Origin of the sequence: Burkholderia sp. Ac-20344 (genome assembly GCF_017104975.1) — a bacterium.
Taxonomy (GTDB): Bacteria; Pseudomonadota; Gammaproteobacteria; order Burkholderiales; family Burkholderiaceae; genus Burkholderia.
In genome coordinates this window covers 43,300-62,658 of the sequence record NZ_JAAGPP010000029.1, presented here as the reverse complement: position 1 = coordinate 62,658, position 19,359 = coordinate 43,300, and the positions used below count along the sequence as shown (strand labels likewise).

Here is a 19,359-nt window from a genome sequence, read left to right as displayed (position 1 = left end):
AGCGGCGCCGGCGGCACGGCGTCGGGCGAACCCGCCATGAAAGGGCGCGCGACCGGGCGTCCGTGGATGCTCAGTCATTGACCGTGCGCCGCGCCGCCCGGCGGCGCGGCGACTCATGCAGGCGTCCCGGGCGGGGCGCTCGCGCAACGAAGGAGGAACAGCAATGCGACATGGTGATATCTCGAGCAGCCGCGACAGCGTCGGCGTCGCGGTCGTCAACTACAAGATGCCGCGGCTGCACACGCGCGCGGAGGTGATCGAGAATGCGAAACGGATCGCCGACATGGTGGTCGGCATGAAGCGTGGACTACCCGGGATGGATCTCGTGATTTTCCCCGAGTATTCGACGCACGGCATCATGTACGACCCGCAGGAGATGTTCGAGACCGCGTCGACGATCCCCGGCGCGGAAACGGAGATCTTCGGCGCCGCCTGCCGGGCGGCGAACGTGTGGGGGGTCTTTTCCCTGACCGGCGAGCGGCACGAGGCTCATCCGCACAAGGCGCCCTACAACACGCTCGTGCTGATCGACAACCACGGCGAGATCGTGCAGAAGTACCGCAAGATCATGCCGTGGACGCCGATCGAGGGCTGGTATCCGGGCGATCGCACGTTCGTGTCGGAGGGGCCGAAGGGAATCAGGATCAGCCTGATCATCTGCGACGACGGCAACTATCCGGAGATCTGGCGCGACTGCGCGATGCAGGGGGCCGAGCTGATCGTCCGTTGCCAGGGCTACATGTATCCGGCCAAGGAGCAGCAGGTGATGGTCGCGAAGGCGATGGCGTGGATGAACAACACGTATGTCGCGGTCGCGAATGCCACCGGCTTCGACGGCGTGTACGCGTATTTCGGCCACTCGGCGATCGTCGGCTTCGACGGACGCACGCTCGGCGAGTGCGGCGAGGAGGAGATGGGCATCCAGTACGCGGAGCTGTCGCTCGGACTGTTGCGCGACGCGCGCCGGAACATGCAGTCGCAGAACCATCTGTACAAGCTGCTGCATCGCGGCTATACGGGCACGATCCACTCCGGTGAAGATGCCGGCGGCGTCGCCGCGTGCCCGTTCAAGTTCTATCGCGACTGGATCGCGGATCCGGAAGGCACACGACGCGCCGTGGAGGCGATCACGCGGGCGACGCCCGGTACGCCGGAATGTCCGATCGACGGGATTCCGTGCGAATCTGCCGGTCAGGCGCGTTAGGCGACGGCGGAGGTGCGGCGCGGCCGAGACGTGACTTGACGACATCGTGCGACCGCGCCTGATCCCGTCACGGTCGTGACGGGCGATGTCGAATGGCGTCGGGGCGTCTACAGGTACCAGTCGAGGGTCTTCAGGATGCCCGTCTCGAAGGTCTCCGTCGGTTTCCATCGAAGTTCGCGCTCGAGTTTGCCCGCGTCGATCGCATAGCGCCGATCGTGACCGGGGCGGTCGGCGACGAAGTGCTTGAGGCGCGCGTGCGGCGCACCCTGCGGCCGACGGACGTCCAGCAACGAGCAGATCAGGTCGACGATGTCGGCGTTGCGCCACTCGTTGCATCCGCCGACGTTGTACGTCTCGCCGGCCGTGCCGTGCCGGATCACGGCATCGATCGCCCGGCAGTGGTCGTCGACGTACAGCCAGTCGCGGACGTTCGCGCCGTCGCCGTAGAGCGGGATGGGGGCGCCGTCGACGCAACTGCGGATCACCGTCGGGATGAACTTCTCGTCGTGCTGGCGCGGGCCGTAGTTGTTCGAGCAGTGGGTCGTCGTGACGGGCAGCCCGTACGTGTGGAAGTACGCTCGCACGAGATGGTCGGAGCCGGCCTTGCTCGCGGAATACGGCGAATTCGGCGCATACGGCGTGGTTTCCGAGAACGGCGGATCCTCCGGCGCGAGCGATCCGTACACCTCGTCCGTGCCGATGTGATGGAAGCGGCGCCGTGCGAGCCCGTCCGCGTCCGGTCCGCTCATCCAGACCGTGCGCGCCGCGTCGAGGAGGGTCCAGGTGCCGACGACGTTCGCGCGGACGAATTCGCCGGGGCCGGTGATCGAACGGTCGACGTGGCTCTCGGCGGCAAAGTGGACGATCGTGTCGATCGCGTGGTCGCGCAGCAGGCTTTCGACCAGGGGCCGGTCGCAGATGTCGCCGAGCACGAACCGGTGGCGGCCGGTGTCTTCCGAGCCCGCGAGATGGTCGAGGCTGCCGGCGTAGGTGAGCAGGTCGAGATTGATGATCCGGACCTGCGGATCCGTCGCGAGCAGGTAGTGGACGAAGTTGGCGCCGATGAACCCGGCGCCGCCGGTGACGAGGACATGTTTCGGTCGATGGCTCATGAGGGTCGTTTCCAGGTATCGAGCACGTCGGCGAGTGCCGGGATCCAGCACGGCGCTTCGATGCCGAAATGCTCGCGAATGCGGGTGCAGTCGAGTGCGGAGTTCGCCGGCCGCGGCGCCGGCAGCGGATAGTCGGCCGTCCGAATCGGACGCACGAGCGGGATGCGATCGACGAGGCCGGCGTGCCGTGCCTGCCGGAAGAGGGTCTCGGCGAAACCGTGCCAGGTCGTGACGGGCGTGCCGCACAGGTGGTAGGTGCCCCAGTGCGTCATGGCCCCCGTGCGATGGCGGTCCGCGATTGCAAGCAGTGCGTCGGCGACCGCGCCGGCGTGCGTCGGCCCTCCGTACTGATCGGCGACGACCGCGAGTTCGTGGCGCTCGCCGGCGACCCGCAGCATCGTGCGCACGAAATTGCCGCCGTGCGCGCCGAACACCCAGGCGATCCGCAGGATCAGGTGTGCACCCGGCAGCCGTTGACGGACCGCCTCCTCTCCTGCCCATTTGGTGTGCCCGTAGACGCCGAGCGGCGCGACGCCCGCCGCTTCGTCGTACGCGCCGTGCGCGCGGCCGTCGAACACATAGTCGGTCGACAGATGCAGCAACGGAATGCCGGCCTCGGCGCATGCGTCGGCGAGCGCCGCCGGCCCGGCGCAATTGGCGCGCCATGCGGCGTCGGGTTCGGTTTCCGCGCGATCGACGGCTGTCCACGCTGCCGCATTGATCACGAGCGTCGCGCGGTGCGTGGCGAGCGCATGGCGGACGGCCTTCGGATCGGCGATGTCGAGCTGCGCGCGGGACAGCCCGATCGCCGGACGCGCAGCCGCGCGCAGCATGAGTTCGCGACCGACCTGGCCGAGCGCGCCGGTCACGACGATCGTCATCGCGGGGCTCCTTGCAGGTCGGGCGATGCCGGCACGCAATCGCGCAGGCTCGGCTGCCGGCGATCCTTGTCGGACAGCTCGAACGGCACGTCGAGCGTCGGCCATTCGATGCCGATGTCGGGGTCATCCCAGCGCACGCCCGCGTCCGACGACGGATCGTAGTACGCGGTGCACTTGTACGCGAAGTCGGCCTCGTCGGACAGCACGCAGAAGCCGTGCGCGAAGCCCGGCGGAATCCACAGCTGGCGATGCGACACGTCGTCGAGCACGGTGCCGAACCAGCGCCCGAGATGAGGCGAACCGGGCCGGATGTCGACCGCGACGTCGTACACGGCGCCGCGCGACACACGCACGAGCTTGCCCTGCGGATTCCGGAACTGGTAATGCAGGCCGCGCAGCACGCCGCGCCGGGAGCGCGAGTGGTTGTCCTGCACGAAGCACGCGTCGACACCCGCGTCGCGCAGCCAGGACGCGCGATAGCTTTCGACGAAGAAGCCCCGCCCGTCGCCGAAGCTCGCCGGTTCGATCAGCAGCACGCCCGGCAGTGCCGTCTCGATGACGGATGTCATGCGGCGATCTCCTTGTTCAGGAGATCGAGCAGGTAGCGGCCATAGCCGCTCTTCGACAGCGCGTGCGCGAGCGTTTCGAGCTGTTGCGAGCCGATCCAGCCGAGCCGGTACGCGATTTCCTCGGGGCAGGCGATCTGCAGCCCCTGGCGCGCCTGCATCACCTGGATGAAATTCGCCGCATCGAGCAGCGACTCGTGGGTACCGGTGTCGAGCCACGCGTAGCCGCGGCCCAGAATCTCGACGTTCAGCTTGCCGTGCGCCAGATACGCGCGATTCAGGTCGGTGATCTCCAGCTCGCCGCGCGCGGACGGACGGACTTCCTTCGCGAGCGACACGACGTCGTTGTCGTAGAAGTAGAGGCCGGTGACCGCATAGTGCGATTTCGGTTCGCGCGGCTTTTCCTCGAGATCGATCGCGCGCCCGTTCGCGTCGAACGACACGACGCCGTAGCGTTCCGGATCGCGGACGTAGTAGCCGAACACCGTCGCGCCCGTCGTGCGCGCGGCGACGCGCTGCAGCAGCGCCGACAGCGCCGGGCCATGATAGATGTTGTCGCCGAGCACGAGCGTCGCCGCGTCGTGTCCGATGAACGACGCGCCGATCACGAACGCCTGCGCGAGCCCGTCCGGGCTCGGCTGCACCGCGTACGAGAAATTCATGCCCCACTGTTCGCCGTCGCCGAGCAGTTGCCGAAACGCGTCGAGATCGCGCGGCGTCGAGATGATCAGGACGTCGCGGATACCGGCCAGCATGATCGTGCTGAGCGGGTAGTAGATCATCGGCTTGTCGTACACCGGCATCAGCTGCTTCGATACCGAATGCGTGAGGGGGTGGAGCCGGGTGCCGGAGCCACCTGCCAGAATCAGTCCCTTACGGCCAGTCGCTGTATGCATGATGTCCTCGCTGTGATGTGGAAGGGCGGCCCGCGTGCGCGTCAACCCGGGTCGATGCGCCGGAACACGATCGCGAAGCCGGCCAGGTAGACGGCTGCGATCACCGCGAAACCGGCCGCGGTCGCGCGGTCCGGGTCGGCGATCGCGTGCAGTACCACCGACGCGATCGCGACGCCGACCAGCGAGCCGATCTGCCGGCTCGCGTTCAGCGATGCGGCGGCGAGATTCGCGTCCGCGGGGCCGGCCGACTGCATGACGGCGAGATTCATCGCGGGAATCGCCTGGCCCGCACCGAAGTTGGCGATGCCGACCGCGATCGCGAGCGTCGTGTAGGACAGCGCCTCGATGCCGGTTAGCGCAGCACTGCCGAGCGTGGCGAGCGCGAGGCCGGCGAGCAGCGTGCCGCGCGGGCCGAGTCGCGCGCTCACGCGGGCGGACGCGAGATTGCCGATGCCGAACATTGCCATCAGCGGAAACAGTTCGAAGCCGGCGCGCAGCGCGCTTGCGCCGCGCGTCTGCTGAAGGTAGAGGCTCAGCAGGAAGATTTCCGCCAGGATGCCGAAATTGATCGCGAGCCCGAGCAGGCTGCCCGCGACGAAGCGCGGGTTGCGCAGCAGCGCGGGCGACAGGATCCGGTTGCGGGCGCGATGTTCGCGCCACACGAATGCGGCGCCTGCAGCGAGCGTCGTGCATGCGCCGGCGACGATGGCGGGCGAGCGCCAGCCGGCGCCCGGCCCCTCGATCAGCGTATAGCTGAGCGCCCCGAGCGCTAGCACGCCGAGCAGATGGCCGAACGTGTTCAACGGGCCGGGATGGCGCGGCGACTGCCCGATATGGCGGCGCGTGAGCCACAGTCCGGCGAGACCGACCGGCAGGTTGACCCAGAAGATTCCGCGCCAGCCGATCGCGTCGACGAGCACGCCGCCGACGCACGGTCCGATCGCCATCGCCGCCGAGACCAGCGAGCCCCAGATGCCGATCATCCGCGTGCGCAGCGGCCCCGCCGGAAACGCCAGCGTGAGCAGGCTGAGCGAGCTCGGCATGAAGAGCGCGGCGCCCACGCCCTGCAGCAGTCGCGCGGCGACGAGCGCGCCGCTCGTTTGCGCCGCCGCGCACAATACCGACGCGGCGACGAACAGCGCGAGCCCGGCGACATAGATCGCGCGCGGGCCGTACCGGTTTGCGAGCGCGCCGCCGAACAGCAACAGCGCGGCGAAGCTGAGCGTATAGGCGTCGACGACCCAGACGAGCGCGGTCAGCGACATGTCGAGACTCGCCTGCATCGCCTTCAGCGCAACGTTCACGATGGTCACGTCGAGCATCGCCATCACGAAACCGCAGGCAAGCGCGACCATCACGAGCGCTGGCGGCGCCGCGGGCGTGCCCGTCGTGCCGGCCGCGGGGGCAGCGTTCGTGCTCATGCCGCGCGCCCGCCGAGATAGAGACGCCGCATCTCGTCGCTGTCGAGCAGCTCGGCCGACGTGCCGGTCAGCGCGACGCGGCCCATCGTCAGCACCACGCCGCGATCGGCGATGCGCAACGCCTCGATCGCGTTCTGTTCGACCATCAGCACCGCGATGTGCTCGGTGTCGCGCATCCGCACGATCGCGTCGAACACCTCGTCGACCATTTTCGGCGACAGGCCGGCCGACGGCTCGTCGAGCAACAGCAACACGGGGCGCGGCATCAGTGCGCGCGCAAGCGACACGATTTGCCGCTCGCCGCCGGACAGCGCGCCCGCGGGCGACCGGTAGCGGCGCCGCAGCACGGGGTATTGCTCGCACAGCTCGTCGATCCGCGTTTCGCGAGGGAACGCGGACATCGCATGGCCGCCAAGCATCAGGTTCTCGCGAACCGTCAGTGCACCGAACACGTTGTCGGTCTGCGGAACGAAGCCGATGTCGTGTTCGCGGACCTTGCGGTGCACGGGGACGCGCGCGATGTCGCGGCCGTGCATCGTGACCGTGCCGGCACGCGGCAGCACGAAGCCGGCGATGGCCTTGAGGAGCGTCGACTTTCCGCATCCGTTCGGGCCGAGGATCGTGACGATGTCGACCGGCCCGACGGAGAGCGAGACGCCGTGCAGGATGTCGATGTCGGGCGTATAGCCGGCGACCAGCTCGCGAACGTCGATCATGAGGCCCCCATCAGACGGCGCGCACGACCCCGGCCCAGGTAGGCATCGAGTACGCGGTGGTTGCTTTCGAGTTCGGCGGGACGGCAGTCGGCGATCGCGGCGCCGCGATCGAGCACGATGCAGCGGTCGCACAGCTCGCGGATGAAATGCATGTCGTGCTCGATCACGACGAGCGTGACGCCCTGTTCGCGGATCCGACGCAGTTCGGCGGCCAGTTCGCCGCGCAGGTTGGGATGAACGCCGGCGGTCGGTTCGTCGAGCAGCAGCAGTTTCGGCTCGGTCATCATCGCGCACGCGATGCCGAGCAGTTTCTTCTGGCCGCCCGAGATCGCCGCGGCGCCGAGTTGCGCGACGTGCGCAAGCTTCAGCTCGTCGAGCAGCGCGGTGGCCCGTGCGCGTGTCTCGGCCTCCAGCGTGCGTGTCGCGCGACTGCGCAGCAACGCCGCGACGGGGCCGTGACGGGCCGACGACGCGGCCATCGCCAGTTCCAGCACCGACATGCGCGCGGGCATCGACGGCAACTGGAACGTACGGCGGATGCCGAGCCGCGCGATCCGGTGCGGCGCAAGCGTGTCGATGCGGCGCCCGGCGAAGCGGATCGCACCGGCCGCGACGGGTGCGAAGCCCGTGATCGCGTTGAGCGCCGTGCTCTTGCCCGAGCCGTTCGGACCGAGCAGTCCGACGATCTCGCCGTCGCCGACGGACAGCGTGAGACCGGACAGCACCGTGTTGTCGCCATAGCGGATCGTGACGCCCTCGAGGTCGAGCAAGGCGCTCATGGCTGCACCTCCAGCCGTTCCGGCACGAGGCCGCGCGGGCGCCACAGCACGCACGCAAGGAGCATCAGGCCGACGAGGCCGAGGCGCACCGCGCCCGCGAGGTCGCTGCCGACGCCGAGCCAGTCCTTCAGAAACGGCGCGAACGCGTAGACCGCCTGCACGATGAGTGCGCCGGCCAGCACGCCGGCGTGGCTGCCGAGTCCGCCGACCATGACGATGGTCCACAACGCGAACGTTTCGGATGCCACCATCGTGTCCGGGCCGACATAGCTGATGTACCAGGTGAGCAGGGCGCCCGCGAACGCCGCGGGCAGCGCGCCTGCGACGCTCGCCCAGGTCTTCAGCGCGACCGGGTCGTAGCCGAAGCAGACGGCGAGCGCGGGTTCCTCGCGCATCACCTTCAGCGCGCGGCCGAAACGGCCGGTGGTCAGCAGCCGGCACGCGGCGTAGGCGATGGCCAGGCCGCCGGCCGCGATGGCGAGGAACGCGAGATCGGCCCATGGCGCGTGCAGCCCGGAAAAGAGCGGCGCGATGCCGCCGATGCCCTGCGCACCGCCCGTCAGCCAGCCTTCGTTCAGCGCGAACGTGCGCAGGATCTCGGCGATCGCGAGCGTCGCGATGCCCCAGTAGTCGGCCGACAGGTGGCGGCCGAGCCGCGCGATCGCGACGGCCAGCACGCTCGCCGCGCCTGCCGCGAGCGCAAGGGCGGCCGGCAGCGGCCAGCCGAGTTGCGACGCGATGCCGGCGGCGTAGGCGCCGAGTCCCGCGAACGCGACGAAGCCGAAATTGACGAGCCCCGCGTAGCCGGCCTGCAGGTTCAGGCCGAGCGCCATCGTCGCGTACAGGCACGCGACGGTCAGCAGATGGACGATGAAGCTAGACACGACGCACCTCCCCGTCGAAGATGCCGTACGGCCGGAACACGAGCACGACGAGCAGGATCGCGAACGACACCGCGCCGACATATTCGACCGGAAAGAACGCGAGCGGCCGGCCCACCAGCCCGCCGAAGTCGACGTCGAGCGCGGTCGTCTCGGCGAGCGCGATCAGGAATGCGCCGGCCGCCGCGCCGAGCGGATTGCCGAGGCCACCGAGAATCGCGGCGGAAAACACCGGAATCAGCAGCCCGTAGCCGAGGTTGACGTGCACGCTCTCGGTCGCACCGAGCATCGTGCCGCCGAGCGCCGCGAGCACGCCGCTGGCAAACGTGATCACGTTGGTCACGCGCTGCGCATCGATGCCCGTCGCAAGTGCGAGCGCGCGATTCGATGCGAGCGCGCGCATCGCGCGGCCGAGGCCGGTGCGATACAGCAGCAGCGCGAACACGGCAAGCGCGACGCCGCCGCACGCGATCGACCCCACCTGCGCGGACGACATCGCGACGCCGCCGAGCACCAGCGGCGGGCGCATCGCCTGCGCGTACTGCAGCGGCCGCGAGCCGGCGGTGCCGAGCATCAGCGCGACGGCGAGCAGCGAGACGGCGAGCGAACCGATCATCGCGACCGCGCTGCCCGAACGCAGCAGCCGCGTGAACACGAACAGGTTCAGGAGGGTCGCGGCAAGGCCGATCAGCACGCACGACACGGCGGTGGCGAGCGCGAACGGCATGCCGATGCGCTCGAGCCCGAGGGTCGCGAACGCGCCGACCATCGCGTACTGGACGTGTGCGATGTTCGGGAAGCGGATCAGCGAATACAGCGTCGACAGGCCGACGGACACCAGCAGCAGGTCGGACGTGCGCATCAGGACATCGATCAGGAATTGCAGCATCGCGAGGCTCCCGGTGGCTACTGGGCGACGACGGATTGCCGGTACACGACCTTCTCGTACGGCTGCGCCGTCCGTTGGCCGTCGGCGTCGAAGGCGATCGTGCCCGTTACGCCGTTGTACGGCTGGCTGGCCGCAAGCTCCGCGCGCACTTTCGCGGGATCGGCCGAGTGCGCGCGGTTGATCGCGGCGGCGGACAGCATCGTCGCGTCGTACGCATAGCTGCCGAACGCCGAGCGCGGCGCCTCGTGGTACGCGGCACGATAGGCGGCCGCGTACGCGGCGGCGCTCCCGCCGAGCGCCGCGACCTCCAGGCCGATCTGCCCCTGCGCGATCTGGGCGGGCGTGTCGCTCGTGCACATCGTCAGGTAGATGCCGTACCACGGGCGCTGGTTGAGGCGCATGTCGAACGCCTGCCGGTTCAGCGTCGCGGCTTCCTGCCCGTACGCGCTGTACACGTAGCCGTCGGGCTGCGCACGCGACGCCTGCTCCAGCTCGCGCCGGTAGGTCGACTGTCCCTCGGTGTAGAGCACCGTCGACACGACCGTGCCGCCGAGCGCCTCGAAACGCTTCGTGAACTCGGTCGCGATGCCCTGGCCGTAGCCGTTGTTCGGTGCGATCAGCGCGACGCGCCGCAGCTTGCGGTCGTACACGTCCTGCGCGGCGAAGCGCGCGGACTGGTCGTCGAGCCCGATCGTGCTGAACGAGCCCGTGCCGATCTTGCGGACCTGCTGGCTCGACGAACCGATGTTGATGTGCACGTCGCCCTGGCGCACGAGGAATTGCCCGACCGGAATCGTCACCGACGACGAAAATTCGCCGAGCACGAGCGGCACGCGCTCGACGGTCGCCAGCTTGCGCGCGGCGTCGAGCGCCGTGTTTGCCGTGCCGCCGGAATCCTCGATCCTCACCTGCAGCTTCTGTCCGAGTACGCCGCCCTGTGCGTTGATTTTCGCCACCGCGAGCTCGATCCCGCGCCGCTGGTCCTCGCCGATCGACGCGCTTGCGCCTGTCAGGGGCAGCACGGCGCCGACGCTGACGTCGGCGCGCGCGGGAAGGGTCGCCCACGCGCCGAGCGCGACGCAGACCCCAAGACACCAGCAACCCAGTTTCATTTTTGTTCTCCTGACTGCGCGTTGAATGGATCGTGAAATACAAAAGTGTCGACAGAATCACAGAACAAAAAACATTGGCAAATACTTTTTTGAGTGATGAGGCCAGGTTCGTAACCGGCATCCTATTCGACAGGAATATGCCTATATTTAGCGCATTAAATGCACAAAATCGGCGACCGTAAACACCGGCTTCGGGCATATGCGCCAGCATGGCGCAGTGTCGAATCTTTTTGAAAAAAGTGTATACAGTGATGAATTTGCATGATTAGAATTCAGGCAACTCGACACGGGAAACGGAGGCGGTGCGATGGAGATCAAGCGCTATGGCGCAGGGGAGCGGATGAGTCAGCTCGTGATGGCGGGCGGGCTCGCGTTCATTGCCGGACAGGTTGCCGACGACACCACGCTCGACGTCGCCGGCCAGACCCGCCAGATCCTCGACAAGATCGACCGGCTGCTCGACGGCGCAGGGCTCGACAAGCGGCGGATCGTGTCCGCGAGCATCTGGCTTGCCGATCACCGGAGCTTTGCCGAGATGAACCGGGTCTGGGACGCATGGGTGCCGAAGGGCGACGCGCCGGCGCGCGCGTGCGTGGAGTCGCCGCTCGCGTTTCCCGAGTACACGGTTGAAATTGCGGCGATCGCCGCGTTCTAGCGGAGGCGAACGATGAGGACGGTCGTGCTCGGGGGCGGCATCGTCGGCGTGACGACCGCGTACTTTCTCGCGAAGGCGGGTGACGAGGTCGTGGTGGTCGACCGGCGCGACGGCGTCGCGCTCGAGACGAGCTTCGCGAACGCGGGACTGATCGCGCCGGGGCATTCCTACACGTGGGCGTCACCGCGGGCGCCGAAGATTCTGCTCAAGTCGCTGTTTTCGGACGGGGAGGCGCTGCGCCTCAAGTGGTCGCCGGACTGGCGGATGTGGGCCTGGTGCCGCCTGTTCCTGCAGAACTGCACGGCGGAGCGCTCGCGCCGGAACACGTCGATCAAGGTGCGGCTGTGCCGTTATGCGCAGCAGCAGCTCCAGTCGGCGACCCGCGACGAGGGGCTCGCATACGACCGGATCAGCAGCGGCCTGCTGTACCTGTACCGGGATTCCGCGTCGTTCGAGCGAGGCGTCGCGAACATGCGGATCCTGTCCGACAACGGCCTGCCGCTCGAGACGCTCGACGCGCGGGCGGTGATCGAGCGCGAGCCTGCGCTCGCCGGCGCGGCGGGCGCCATCGCCGGCGCGATCTACTGTCCGTCCGACGAGAGCGGCGATGCGCATCTGTTCACCCGCGCGCTCGCCGAGCGCTGCCGCGCGCTCGGCGTCGAGTTCCGCTTCGGCGCGACGATCGACGGCGTGCGCGCGAACGCGGACGCGGTGGACTACGTGCAGACGTCGCAGGGCCGCGTGAGCGGCGACCGCTACGTGCTCGCGCTCGGCTCGTACTCGCCGTTCGTCGCGCGCCGGCTCGGCTACCGGTTGCCGATTTATCCGGTGAAGGGCTATTCGGTCACGCTGCCGATCGACGCGCGCCACGAGCCGCCGACGCTCGGCGGTGTCGAGGAAAGCCAGCTCGTCGCGTGGGCGCGGTTCGGCGACCGGCTGCGCCTGACCGCCACCGCCGAATTCAGCGGATACGACACGACCTACACGCCCGCGGACTTCGCGCACATGCTGGCCACCGCGAAGGCGCTGTTTCCGAACGGCGCCGACTACACCCGGCCGTCGTACTGGGCCGGGTTGCGGCCGATGACGCCCGAAGGCACGCCGATCATCGGCGCGACCCGCCATCGCAATCTCTTTCTCAACACCGGGCACGGCCACATGGGCTGGACGATGTCGTGCGGTACGGCGAAGATCGTCGCCGACCTGATCCACGGCCGGCAGCCCGACATCGACATTACCGGGATGACACTGCAATGAGCGAACTTCTTTCGACCCCGGTGCCGCATGACGCCGGCCTGTACGCGCGCTTCGGCTTCTCGCTCGACGCGGGAATCGCGCGTCGCGCGGCGATCGGGCTCGTCGTGCTCGCGACCGACCATACGATCGAATACGAATGGCGGCGCCTCCTCGCGCTCGACGGCGTCGCGTTCTACGAGAGCCGGATCGCGAACTCCGCCGATATCACCGCGGAGACGCTCGCGCGGATGGACGGCGGGATCGCCGCGGCCGTCGAGTTGATCCGTCCGGGCGAGCGCCTCGACGTGGTCGCGTTCGGCTGCACGTCCGCGTCGACGGTGCTCGGCGAGGAGCGCGTGTTCGAGCGGATCCGCGAAGCGCGGCCGGGCGTGGCGTGCACGACGCCGATCACTGCGGCACGGGTCGCGCTGGACGCGCTGGGTGCGCGCGGCGTCGCGCTCCTCACGCCGTACGAGCGCTCGATCAACGAAGCGATGGCGGCCTACCTGCGCGCACGCGGCGTCGACGTCGTGCGGGCGGGCTCGTTCGAGCATCGCGACGACAACGAGGTGGCGCGGATCGACCGCGAGTCGATCGAGCGCGCGGTGCTCGCGCTGGCCGCCGATCCGGCGGTGGACGCGGTATTCGTGTCGTGCACGAGCCTCCGGCTCGTCGACGCGCTCGCGGAGATCGAGGCGCGCGCGGGCAAGCCCGTCCTGTCGAGCAATCACGCGCTCGCGTGGCATGCGCTGCGGCTCGCCGGCGTCGACGATCCGGTGCCGGGCTTCGGACGCCTGCTGATGCGGTGACGCCAGCCGAACGAAAAGCGTCCGCATGCCGACCGATGGCAGATAATGGCGGTCGCTGACGGATCAACGGAGGAGATGAGATGGCAGGGAATTCCGTGCTCGGCGGCCGCGAGACGCTGGCGCCCAAGCGCGCGGGCCTCACGGTCAACGAGATTTACGAGCAGTTGAAGCAGATGGCCGTGTCGTACAAGATCCGGCCGGGCGAGCGGGTCAACGAGCTGGAACTGGCGGAGCGGTTCGACGTCAGCCGCACGCCGATCCGTGAGGCGCTGAACCGTCTCGTCGCCGAGAATCTGCTGGTGTTCGTGCCGAACCGCGGATTCTTCATCCGTGAACTGGAAGGGAAAGACGTGTTCGATCTCTTTGAGCTGCGACGTTCGATCGAGTCGACTGCGGTGATGCTCGCATGCGAGCGGGCGTCCGACAACGACATCAAGACGCTGCGCCGTTTCTGGCGGCAGGTGATGAAGAGCGCATCGCGGATGCCGTCGTCGGAGCTCGTTCTGAAGGACGAACTGTTTCACCTGGAGCTTGCCGCCCTGTCGGGCAATGCGGAGATCGGACGCGTGCTGCAAGGAATCAACGCGCGGATCCACTACGTGCGATGGGTCGACGTCGATCAACGGCGCGACGAGGCCTTCACCGAACATCTGGAGATTCTCGACGCGCTCGCCGCGCGGGACATCGAACGATGCGTTGCGTTGACCGACACGCACATCCGCTGGCGGATGGAGGAAATCACGCGCGTGGTGGAAGCGAGCGTCGTCAAGCTGTACGCGAAATAACCGGCGGTCCCCGGGGCACGCGCGCCCGGCGAGACCCTGCCGACGAGACGCAAGGCAAAGGAGGACGGGCCGCCTGCCAGCCGGTGCGGCGCATCGCCACGCTTTCGTTACGAGGTGCCGTCATGAAACATGGCACGCTGGTCACGCTTTACAAGCCGTCTGCGGCGCAGATCGATCATCTGCTGGGCCTGCCCGCGCACAGTCCGGCCGTCGTCGCAGTCGACAATTCTCCGGCAGTCGATCGCGATCTGCACGCGCGGCTCGCCGCGCACGGCGTCGACGTGGTCGCGAACCACAACCGCGGCGGGATCGCCGGCGCATTCAACGCCGGCGTGGAATTCCTGATCGGCCGCGGCTGCGACGTGTTCTTCATCTTCGATCAGGATTCGACCGTGCCCGCCGATTATTTCGATCGGATGCTCGACGGATGCGCAGGCGTCGGCGATACGCGCTTCCTGGTCGGGCCACGCATCTTCAATCGCAACTTCCAGCGTAACCTGCCGCTTTTCACCGTGCGCCGATGGTCGGCGCGGATCACGCCGATCCGTGACGGCGCGCGCGGCTTGCTGGCGTGCTCGGTGATCATCTCGTCGGGCACCGCGATCTCGCTCGACGCGTATCGCGCGCTTGGCCGGTTCCGCGAGGATTTCTTCATCGACCATGTCGACGCCGAGTACTGCATGCGCGCGCAGGCCAACGGTGTGCCGGTGTGCGTGAACGCCGACGTGTCGCTGCCGCACGAACTGGGCAGTCCGGCCGGCCGGCAGCACTGGCCGCGCGTCGAGATTTTCGATCAGAGCGCGCTGCGCCATTACTACGCGGCCCGCAACTGCATCCTGGTTGCACGCGACTACTGGCGCCGCTATCCGGCAATGCTGCTGATCAACCTGATCACGCTGAAACACGTCGCGTTCGTCCTGCTGCACGCGCGCGACAAGCGGACCAAGCTGCACGCGATTCTGTGCGGCGTGACGGACGGACTGCGCGGCCGGTACGGCCGGGTCTGACCGATTCGCGACGACGTTTCTCGAACGCATTCAGTCATTTATGTATTCCTAAATTAAAAGAGGAAGATAGGATGATTCATGACACACAGGCAACGCGCCGCTACACGGGCGCATTTTCCGTCGCGCCGACCATCTTTACCGAATCGGGCGAACTGGACCTGGAAGGGCAGCTGCGTTGCGTCGATTTCATCATCGACGCAGGCGCCGACGGACTGTGCATCCTCGCGAACTACTCGGAGCAGTTCGCGCTGTCCGACGACGAGCGCGAGCGGCTCACCGGAATGATCCTCGAGCACGTCGCGGGCCGGGTGCCCGTGATCGTGACGACGACCCATTTCAATCCGGTGATCTGCGCGGCACGCAGCCGGGCCGCACAGGCGGCCGGTGCGGCGATGGTGATGATCATGCCGCCGTATCACGGTGCGACGATTCGCTGTGGCGAGGCGGCGATCGGCGCGTTCTTCTCGGAGGTCGCCGATGCGATCGACATCCCGATCATGTACCAGGATGCGCCGATGAGCGGCACGCAGGTGCCGGCATCGTTCCTCGCACGGCTCGCGCGCACGATTCCGAACCTGCGCTATTTCAAGATCGAGGTGCCGCAGTCGGCGGCGAAGCTGCGCGAGCTGATCGCGCTCGGTGGCGATGCGATCGAGGGGCCGTGGGACGGCGAGGAGGCAATCACGCTGCTCGCCGATCTCGACGCGGGCGCGACCGGCAGCATCCTGGGCGGCGGCTATCCGGACGGGCTGCAGCCGATACTGGCTGCCTATCGCGCAGGCCGGCGCGACGAGGCGGTGGCGGGCTACGAGAAGTGGCTGCCGCTCATCAACTATGAAAACCGGCAGGCCGGGCTGCTCGCCTGCAAGGCGCTGATGAAGGAGGGGGGCGTGATCGCGTCGGACGCGCCACGGCGCCCGCTGATGCCGCTGCACCCGGAAACGCGCGCGGGTCTCGTCGAGATCGCGCGACGGCTCGACGCGCTCGTGCTGCGCTGGGCGCGCTGACACGCCCGTATTTTGATTCTTTCCCACCGAGGAACGTCCTGATGAGCATGCCCACGATACGACACATCCGTGCGCTGACCGTGCGCGGCGGCGGCGCCGACTACCACGACCAGGGCGCGGACCACTGGATCGACGATCACATCGCGACCCCGATGGCGCGTTACCCCGAATACCGGCAGAGCCGGCAGTCGTTCGGCATCAACGTGCTCGGGACACTCGTGATCGAGATCGAGGCCAGCGACGGCACGGTCGGCTTCGCGGTGACGACGGGGGGCGAGATCGGCGCGTTCATCGTCGAGCGCCATCTGGCCCGCTTCATCGAGGGGCAGCGCGTGACCGACATCGAGAAGATGTGGGATCAGATGTTCTACGCAACGCTCTATTACGGACGCAAGGGCGTGGTGCTGAACGCGATCTCCGGTGTCGACCTCGCGTTGTGGGACCTGCTCGGCAAGGTGCGCGGCGAGCCGGTGCACCAGTTGCTCGGCGGCAAGGTGCGCGAGGAACTGCAGTTCTATGCGACCGGGGCGCGGCCGGATCTCGCGAAGGAGATGGGGTTCATCGGCGGCAAGCTGCCGTTGCATCACGGTCCGGCCGAAGGTGACGACGGCTTGCGCCGCAACCTCGACGAACTGGCGACGATGCGCGACCGCGTCGGCGCGGATTTCTGGTTGATGCTCGACTGCTGGATGAGCCTCGACGTGCGCTATGCGACCCGGCTCGCGCACGACGCGCGCGCATACGGGCTCAAATGGATCGAGGAGTGCCTGCCGCCCGACGACTACTGGGGCTACGCGCAGTTGCGCCGCGCGGCGCCGCCCGATCTGCTCGTGACGACGGGCGAGCACGAGGCGACCCGCTGGGGCTTCCGGATGCTGCTCGAGATGGGCTGTTGCGACATCATCCAGCCGGACGTCGGCTGGTGCGGCGGCCTGACCGAACTCATCCGCATTTCGGCGCTCGCCGATGCGCACGGCGTGCTCGTGGTGCCGCACGGCTCGTCGGTCTACAGCTATCACTTCGTGACGACGCGGCACAACAGTCCGTTCGCGGAATTCCTGATGATGGCGCCACAGGCGGATCGCGTCGTGCCGATGTTCGATCCGCTGTTGCTCGATGAACCGGTGCCGACGGGCGGACGGATGAAAGTGCCGGATACGCCCGGCTTCGGCGTGCGGCTCAATCCGGCCGTGCGCACCGAGCGGCCGTACACGCACTGAGCCGCCGCGATGAAACTGCTCGAGAACAAGGTCGTCGTCGTCACCGGCGGCTCGCGGGGCATCGGCCGGGCGATCGCGCTCGCGTGCGCACGGCATGGCGCCGACGTCGTCGTCAATTACTGGACCGATCCGTTGTTGCCGGCGCAGTCGGATCACGCACTCGACGCGCTGATCGACGAGATCGGCGCCACCGGCCGGCGCGCGCTCGCGGTGCCGGGCGACATCGCGCGGCCGGACACCGCGGATCACCTGGTCGCGCGGGCCGTCGATGCGTTCGGCCGGATCGACGTGCTGGCGAGCAATGCGGGGATCTGTCCGTTCCACGCGTTCCTCGATCTGCCCGCCGACCTGCTGCGGCGCACGATGGAAGTCAACCTGCACGGTGCGTTCTACATGACCCAGGCGGTCGCGCGCCGCATGGTCGAGCAGGGCGACGGTGGCGCGATCGTCGCCACGAGTTCGATCAGTGCGCTCGTCGGCGGCGCCATGCAAACGCACTACACGCCGACGAAGGCCGGCGTGCACGCGCTGATGCAGTCGTGCGCGGTCGCGCTCGGTCCGCACCGCATTCGTTGCAATTCCGTGCTGCCGGGCACGATTCGCACCGAGATCAACGAAGCGGATCTTGCGGCGCCCGGCAAGGCCGAGTACTTCGAGCGGCGAATTCCGCTCGGCCGCCTCGGCGAGCCCGACGACGTCGCGGACTGCGTGGTGTTCCTCGCGTCGGACCTGGCGCGCTACGTCAATGGCGCCGCGCTTCTTGTCGACGGCGGCCTGTACGTGAACCTGCAATGACGAGGGCCGACATGGAAACGATCGCTTTCCGGATGCGGCTGCATCCGGGGCAGAAGGACGCGTATCGGCGGCGTCACGATACGATCTGGCCGGAACTGGCCGACGCGCTGCGCGCGGCCGGCATCGCAGATTACTGGATCTTCCTCGACGACGAAACCGATTGCCTGTTCGCTGTCTTGAAACGCCCGGCCGGGCACCGGATGGCCGAACTCGCGCAGGCTGACGTGATGCGCCGGTGGTGGGCGTATATGGCCGACCTGATGGCGACGGACGGAGACGGCCGGCCGCTCGAAAAACATCTGGAACCGATGTTCCATCTGGCGTGATGACAAGGAGGCGCCATGCAGGTCGTCGATCCACATGTGCATTTCTGGGATGCCGAGGCGTTGAGCTACGGTTGGCTCGACCGGGCGCAACCGGCCTTCTCCGGGCCGGTGGCGGCGTTGCCGCGCGCGTACGGCCCGGCCGACCTGCGCGCGGACGCAGGCGAGATCGAGATCCTCAAAGTCGTACACGTCGAGGCGATCCATGACGCGTGGACGACGCCGAGCGAGGTCGAATGGCTGCAGGCGCTCGCCGATGCGCCGGCGAGCGGCGGCATGCCCGAGGGCATCGTCGCGGGCGTCGACCTGTCGCGCGCCGACGCGCCAGCGAGGCTCGAAGCGGCCGCCGCGTGTGCGAACGTGCGCGGCATTCGCCAGGTCCTGAACCGTCACGCGAACCCCTGGTACAACTACGTCGATCGCGACTATCTCGACGATCCGGGCTGGCGCGATCATTTCGGGTGGCTCGCGCGGCTCGGGTTGTCGTTCGACCTGCAAATCTATCCGTCCCAGGTCGAGGCTGCGCTGGCGCTGGTCGATGCGCATCCGGACACGGTCTTCATCGTCAATCACGCCGGCATGTTCGTCGATCGCGACAGCGTGAACGGCTATCGTGCGTGGCGCGCCGGGCTGCACGGGCTCGCCCGGCGCGAGAACGTCGTGCTCAAGCTGAGCGGGCTCGCCATGTTCGATCACCGGTGGACGGTCGAGAGCTTCCGGCCCTACGTGCTCGAAGGAATAGACGCGTTCGGCGTCGCGCGATGCATGTTCGCGTCGAACTTTCCGATCGACCGGTTGCATGCCGGCTATCCGGCGCTCTGGCAGGCTTACGCCACTATCGTTGCAGGTGCGAGCGATACGGACAGGCAAGCACTATTCGTTAAGAATGCAGAGCGAATCTATCGAATTTGACCCAGATCGCCACGCGGATCACGTTTGCGCAGCGGGGCAGGCGAGATCAAGCGCAATGCGCGTGAGCGCGGACTGACGTTGCGTCGGGTCGTGCGCGAAGTGACGAGCCTGAAGGCCGCGAAGACGAATGGACAACCCGTTGCGCGGCGGGCG

At 67.9% G+C, this 19,359-nt stretch carries 21 protein-coding genes; 11 read left to right on the top strand and 10 right to left on the bottom strand.

Annotated elements, in window-relative coordinates:
• Positions 1-163: 163 nt before the first annotated feature.
• Positions 164-1,204: an aliphatic amidase gene (locus G3N64_RS12625; RefSeq protein WP_205784256.1), complete on the top strand. Its 1,041-nt coding sequence runs from the start codon at positions 164-166 to the stop codon at positions 1,202-1,204.
• A gap of 107 nt (positions 1,205-1,311) precedes the next feature.
• On the opposite strand, the gene rfbB is transcribed toward G3N64_RS12625, so the two are convergent.
• Genes rfbB through G3N64_RS12575 form a run of 10 tightly spaced genes read right to left on the bottom strand, consistent with a single transcriptional unit; the run spans position 1,312 to position 10,457 of the window.
• Positions 1,312-2,316: a dTDP-glucose 4,6-dehydratase gene (gene rfbB, locus G3N64_RS12620; RefSeq protein ID WP_205784255.1), complete on the bottom strand. Its 1,005-nt coding sequence runs from the start codon at positions 2,314-2,316 to the stop codon at positions 1,312-1,314.
• Positions 2,313-3,197 (bottom strand): dTDP-4-dehydrorhamnose reductase, encoded by an 885-nt coding sequence (gene rfbD / locus G3N64_RS12615; protein WP_205784254.1) that lies wholly within the window; start codon positions 3,195-3,197, stop codon positions 2,313-2,315. The genes rfbB and rfbD overlap by 4 nt, the downstream gene beginning before the upstream one ends.
• A complete protein-coding gene (gene rfbC / locus G3N64_RS12610) occupies positions 3,194-3,766 on the bottom strand; it encodes a dTDP-4-dehydrorhamnose 3,5-epimerase (protein ID WP_205784253.1) in 573 nt (190 codons plus the stop codon). The genes rfbD and rfbC overlap by 4 nt, the downstream gene beginning before the upstream one ends.
• Complete coding sequence (gene rfbA / locus G3N64_RS12605) at positions 3,763-4,659, bottom strand: glucose-1-phosphate thymidylyltransferase RfbA (RefSeq protein WP_205784252.1); 897 nt, start codon at positions 4,657-4,659, stop codon at positions 3,763-3,765. The genes rfbC and rfbA overlap by 4 nt, the downstream gene beginning before the upstream one ends.
• 41 nt (positions 4,660-4,700) lie before the next feature.
• The gene (locus G3N64_RS12600) at positions 4,701-6,080 is read right to left on the bottom strand and encodes an MFS transporter (RefSeq protein ID WP_241020915.1); all 1,380 of its coding nucleotides are present in this window, start codon (positions 6,078-6,080) and stop codon (positions 4,701-4,703) included.
• Entirely contained in the window at positions 6,077-6,796 is a 720-nt protein-coding gene (locus tag G3N64_RS12595; protein ID WP_205784251.1) for an ABC transporter ATP-binding protein, read from the bottom strand. The genes G3N64_RS12600 and G3N64_RS12595 overlap by 4 nt, the downstream gene beginning before the upstream one ends.
• The gene (locus G3N64_RS12590; protein ID WP_205784250.1) at positions 6,793-7,575 is read right to left on the bottom strand and encodes an ABC transporter ATP-binding protein; all 783 of its coding nucleotides are present in this window, start codon (positions 7,573-7,575) and stop codon (positions 6,793-6,795) included. Before G3N64_RS12590 ends, G3N64_RS12595 begins: the two co-directional genes overlap by 4 nt.
• Positions 7,572-8,459: a branched-chain amino acid ABC transporter permease gene (locus G3N64_RS12585; protein WP_205784249.1), complete on the bottom strand. Its 888-nt coding sequence runs from the start codon at positions 8,457-8,459 to the stop codon at positions 7,572-7,574. The genes G3N64_RS12590 and G3N64_RS12585 overlap by 4 nt, the downstream gene beginning before the upstream one ends.
• On the bottom strand, positions 8,452-9,345 hold the full coding sequence (locus tag G3N64_RS12580) for a branched-chain amino acid ABC transporter permease (protein WP_205784248.1): 894 nt from the start codon (positions 9,343-9,345) through the stop codon (positions 8,452-8,454). Before G3N64_RS12580 ends, G3N64_RS12585 begins: the two co-directional genes overlap by 8 nt.
• Positions 9,346-9,362: 17 nt before the next feature.
• On the bottom strand, positions 9,363-10,457 hold the full coding sequence (locus G3N64_RS12575) for an ABC transporter substrate-binding protein (protein WP_205784247.1): 1,095 nt from the start codon (positions 10,455-10,457) through the stop codon (positions 9,363-9,365).
• A 307-nt stretch (positions 10,458-10,764) separates the two neighbouring features.
• Between G3N64_RS12575 and G3N64_RS12570 the strand changes: the two genes are divergently transcribed.
• The 10 genes from G3N64_RS12570 to G3N64_RS12525 all read left to right on the top strand — a co-directional run bounded on the left by G3N64_RS12570 (position 10,765) and on the right by G3N64_RS12525 (position 19,206).
• The gene (locus G3N64_RS12570) at positions 10,765-11,112 is read left to right on the top strand and encodes a RidA family protein (RefSeq protein WP_205784246.1); all 348 of its coding nucleotides are present in this window, start codon (positions 10,765-10,767) and stop codon (positions 11,110-11,112) included.
• A gap of 12 nt (positions 11,113-11,124) precedes the next feature.
• Entirely contained in the window at positions 11,125-12,369 is a 1,245-nt protein-coding gene (locus G3N64_RS12565; protein WP_205784245.1) for a D-amino acid dehydrogenase, read from the top strand.
• A complete protein-coding gene (locus tag G3N64_RS12560) occupies positions 12,366-13,157 on the top strand; it encodes an aspartate/glutamate racemase family protein (protein WP_205784244.1) in 792 nt (263 codons plus the stop codon). The genes G3N64_RS12565 and G3N64_RS12560 overlap by 4 nt, the downstream gene beginning before the upstream one ends.
• An 80-nt stretch (positions 13,158-13,237) precedes the next feature.
• Positions 13,238-13,942, top strand: coding sequence for a GntR family transcriptional regulator (locus tag G3N64_RS12555; protein WP_205784243.1), 705 nt, complete (start codon positions 13,238-13,240; stop codon positions 13,940-13,942).
• Between the two features lie 122 nt (positions 13,943-14,064).
• The gene (locus G3N64_RS12550) at positions 14,065-14,949 is read left to right on the top strand and encodes a glycosyltransferase family 2 protein (protein WP_205784242.1); all 885 of its coding nucleotides are present in this window, start codon (positions 14,065-14,067) and stop codon (positions 14,947-14,949) included.
• 71 nt (positions 14,950-15,020) lie between these two features.
• Positions 15,021-15,956 carry a dihydrodipicolinate synthase family protein gene (locus G3N64_RS12545; RefSeq protein WP_205784241.1) on the top strand — a complete coding sequence of 312 codons (936 nt, stop codon included), beginning with the start codon at positions 15,021-15,023 and terminating at the stop codon, positions 15,954-15,956.
• 41 nt (positions 15,957-15,997) lie between these two features.
• A complete protein-coding gene (gene rhmD, locus G3N64_RS12540; protein ID WP_205784240.1) occupies positions 15,998-17,176 on the top strand; it encodes an L-rhamnonate dehydratase in 1,179 nt (392 codons plus the stop codon).
• A 9-nt stretch (positions 17,177-17,185) separates the two neighbouring features.
• Positions 17,186-17,971 (top strand): SDR family NAD(P)-dependent oxidoreductase, encoded by a 786-nt coding sequence (locus G3N64_RS12535; protein ID WP_205784239.1) that lies wholly within the window; start codon positions 17,186-17,188, stop codon positions 17,969-17,971.
• A gap of 11 nt (positions 17,972-17,982) precedes the next feature.
• Positions 17,983-18,297, top strand: a complete 315-nt coding sequence (gene rhaM, locus G3N64_RS12530) for an L-rhamnose mutarotase (protein WP_205784238.1) — start codon at positions 17,983-17,985, stop codon at positions 18,295-18,297.
• A gap of 15 nt (positions 18,298-18,312) precedes the next feature.
• A complete protein-coding gene (locus tag G3N64_RS12525; RefSeq protein ID WP_205784237.1) occupies positions 18,313-19,206 on the top strand; it encodes an amidohydrolase family protein in 894 nt (297 codons plus the stop codon).
• Positions 19,207-19,359: the final 153 nt, after the last annotated feature.